We start from the raw sequence: 3,887 nt of genomic DNA, 5'->3' as shown, positions 1-3,887 counted from the left end.
GAGGACGTGTAAACGCAATAAGGACGTTCAAGGGCTTAGTTGCGGATTTGAGGTTAAACTTAAATTTATTAAACGCATCAGTTGCTTTACAACTGATCTTGACATATCAATTTGATTTTTATTCATCTTCAATCTCTAACGATTTGTATGGAATGGTATAACTATCCGCATCATTTGATTTCTTTACCTTTCCATTTTTATCAAGCATTGTGATTTTTCCTCCGCCCATACTTGCAGAGATGAAAGATAGCGGTGATTTGAATATGCGAGCGATTGTTTTACTCGTTTCTTCTACAGAGCATTTTTTCTCTCCTTCATATTTGTATGTCAATATCTGGGCGTTTGATCTTTCAAAGCCAATAGCCTCCCAAATATACTGTTCTTCACTATCTTGTATTCTTAAAATTAATCCAGGGAGACCACCGAATTTATATGGTCCAAATGGCAACGGGATTTCTTGAGTGTACCATGCAGTATAATTTCTGCCTGCAAACGAGACTGTCGCCTTCGAGCATGGGTAGCCGATAATCGTGTCTGTTCCCTCTATGAATTTCCAATTGAACAGAGGCAGGTCCTGTTGGAAATTCAACACACCAGTTTGTAGTGGCATACGATATTTAATGTCTGCCTTTTTGCCACCTTCAACGATTAATTCTATTGGCCATGGATTTCCTTGAATGTTGCTTCGTGTCACAGCTCCATGCCTGGAAGCTTCTGTGCAGAGTGAATCGAAATGGAATATGATGTCGCTAAAATCTCTTACATAACGTTTCCCTATATATACATTGCGCACGTCGCTGAGATAATTTTTGTCGGCGGGATGATTTTTATATTTCAAATTATATGTAACCTTGTATCGTGCCGTGTCAATAGCACTCTTCTTTTGAAGGTTTTGCGGAAACGGAGCTGTTATCTGTGCATGAACTGTAAATGACATGAACATATAAACAATGATAATAAAGAGCTTTTTCATATCTTAAATGGTTTTATATTATTCTAAATCTAACTTTCAGCAATATGGAGCGAGGACGGATATTATAAACAGAGCGAGTTTCGGTGAGAGCCGACTTATTCGAATACGAATATGTTTTAAGATTAAGCAAATTATCGCAAGAAAGTGCAAAGCTAAAACGTTTGATGGTGTAATTTGCTTCTGCGTTCAGCAAGAGAAATGACTTGTCCCCACTGTTGAAGTTGTTATAATAATGATTGAGAGAGGTTAAGAACATTATTCCAGCAGGCAGAGTGAAATTCAAAGAAGCACTGTTGTTTACTGTACGCAACCAGGGCAAGCGTTGTCCTTCATTTTGTTGCGTCTTCATCTGATAATACCCACCTTGATAAGAAACAGAGAGCCATTTGAATGGAGCAATAGTGATGTCCATATTTGCAGCTATAGCCCTGCCTGTATATCGAAGCACCACATCTTGTAACAGCAACGGATTGTCGTAATAAGAATAAGATAATGATGCACCGACTTTCAATTGTTTCCAATCGAACCCTTGACTTCCGTGGAGTTTTGCCGTAAAAGTGTTGGCTTTTTCTTTGGTGTGCCGGCTGATTGTGCGCATGGAAATATCATCATAGTAGGAGCCATAAAGCACTTCGGGTTTCTGATGATACCATAACAAATCAATTCCCGCAAAAGTCATCGTAAGGATATTCTTGAATGAATAGCCCAAAGAAGAAGATTGACTAAGCCCCTCAAACAATCCTGTAACGTCGTATGCAGAGAGCTGTCGATAGGAGGTAAGGATATTGTTTGTGTACAAATTCTCAATAATCGGAGTAGAATATGAAATATTGGAGTTCAAATTTAATTGATGATTACTATTGATATTATAAGTAAGGGAAATATTGGGTTCTACACGTAATCCGGATTTCTTTGTCGTTTGACCTTTCACTATATCTTCCAGTTGGAAATACTTGTATCGTATGGGCATATTGAAAGAGACATACAACTTCTCTCTATTATATGTAGCTCTTGCTCCAAATCCAGCATTGATGAAATTGAACTTCAAATCATTTCTGAAATTTGCCAGTGAGCTGCTCAATGTGTTATGTTGGTAATCTATAGTGGCAGAAGGATGTATGTTTACCTCGCCTATTCTCCATGCCGAAAGCAAACAAAAGTTGTTTTCTGTGGAAAAATGATGAATGTCTACTTGCTGGTCCAACACTGTGATTGGAATAACTTCAGAAAAAAGATTTGGAGAAACCACAAGGGAATGAGGACGCTTTTCAAGGTTGATGAGAGAGAGAAATTCATAACCCTTATATTCTGAACTACGATTAGTGAGATGAAATTTATTGAGCAGACGATACGAATCAACCATGCCCAACTGGTCAATGGGTTTATCCCCTGCCACTATTCGGCTATTGGCATGAGTTCTGTCCCAATCGAACTTAACCTGCTCCTTCATATAGTGTTGATCTCTATTGTCCAAGTAGCTTATGTCTCCATAAGCCTTTTCTTGCTTTGCCGTTCCCGTCATAACCTCTTCGACTACATTCTTAGAACCATCGGGCAGGATATTGCTGATGTTCGACCAATGGCTCCGTTTGTCTTTGTCGTGAAAATACGCCGCATTGACTCCCAACTCGCCAAACTTCCCAACACGATAAGCGTTATTGAAAGTGATGCTATGTGAGCGATTGAAATAATAGAGACGTTTGTCTATTCCCGGAACAGATGGCATTGTAATGGAGGAAATCGTGCTCGTCCGTGAATAGTCCTCATCGAAAGAATAAAGTTCCTGCGACAAATCCTCGCCGCTATTATTCCCTTTATATGTGGCAAAAAACTGCTTGTTGCGCTTGAAATAGGTGGCAATGGCAGCATTGTTCCATAGTGTCTCATTGCCATATCCTCCTCCTAGCGTTGCAATCAGGTTGAGCACTCCCTTCACACCCTCTTTCAGCCGTATATTAATAGAAGCTTGCTCCTCTGGTTGCAGCCCTTTTAAAGCTTTTATGTCTTGATGGCTCTCTAACACTTGTACTGACCCCACATTCTTTGGGTCTATGCTGTTTGTGGCAATGCCGTAATGACCTTTCATAAGGTCAAGCCCCTCTATGTAGAAATTCTTGATGGGTTTACCCTGATAAGAAATCTGTCCATTCTTTGAAACGGTAATGCCAGGCATTTTCTTCAGGACATCTGCGATGGTCTGGTCAGATGAAGAAAGGAAAGAAGCTACGTTATAATTAATGGTATCGCCTCGTGAATACACTTTCTTCGCCTTTACTGTAACTTCTTGCAACTCAATTGTTTTTGCATCTATCTCAATATTGAATTCTCCCGAACGGTTGGGTATCTTCATGACAACAGACTTCATTTCTATCCGTGACACACGAAGCATCAGACTGTCACAGTCGCAACGTACAGTAATCTGATATTTGCCATCATCACCTGTATATGTTGATGCGAGTATCTTGTTGGGCAGATTAGGATTCATCACCACAATACTGGCAAAGTCCATCGCCTCGCCAGAGGTGTTTTTCACTTCTCCCCATAATTTAGTCGGTGCCGCCTGGGCATACGTCATACAGGGAATGAGCAATAAAAGTATGATTCCATATATTTTATTCATCAACATTCATCAACCTTTTTCTGTGCAACAGCTTAACTTTGCTGTTAAAATCACTTGGTAAATATGCTTGATAACTTGTTATACCCAAATATTTGAAAGTTCGAATATTACACTAGGCAAAGTTACTCATTGCAATATTACGAAAAATAATTGTAACCACCAAGAAAAAACTTATTTTACCTTAATTCCGCAACACTATTATAAATTAAACTTTTTAAGTACCTGAGCAACATAAAGTTGCTCAGGATTTTGCCATGTCAGAATTTTCACTTATCTTAGTGTTGCAAAAAAAAA

Annotated in this window: 2 protein-coding genes; both read right to left on the bottom strand. The window is 39.1% G+C overall.

Going from position 1 to position 3,887, the window contains the following annotated elements:
• Positions 1–118: 118 nt before the first annotated feature.
• Complete coding sequence (locus tag HMPREF9304_RS01325) at positions 119–973, bottom strand: GLPGLI family protein (RefSeq protein WP_036926035.1); 855 nt, start codon at positions 971–973, stop codon at positions 119–121.
• Positions 974–986: 13 nt separating this feature from the next.
• Positions 987–3,593, bottom strand: coding sequence for a hypothetical protein (locus tag HMPREF9304_RS01320; RefSeq protein WP_052045817.1), 2,607 nt, complete (start codon positions 3,591–3,593; stop codon positions 987–989).
• Between the last annotated feature and the right edge of the window lie 294 nt (positions 3,594–3,887).

It is taken from the genome of Hoylesella timonensis S9-PR14, from assembly GCF_000762405.1.
GTDB classification, from domain to species: Bacteria; Bacteroidota; Bacteroidia; order Bacteroidales; family Bacteroidaceae; genus Prevotella; species Prevotella timonensis_A.
Note: the sequence above shows the minus strand (reverse complement) of the source record. Positions and strands in the feature narration are given on the sequence as shown.

Coding starts and splice junctions, on each gene's coding strand:
- HMPREF9304_RS01325 (WP_036926035.1), bottom strand. CDS start 973: ATGAAAAAGCTCTTTATTATCATTGTTTATATGTTCATGTCATTTACA.
- HMPREF9304_RS01320 (WP_052045817.1), bottom strand. CDS start 3,593: ATGAATAAAATATATGGAATCATACTTTTATTGCTCATTCCCTGTATG.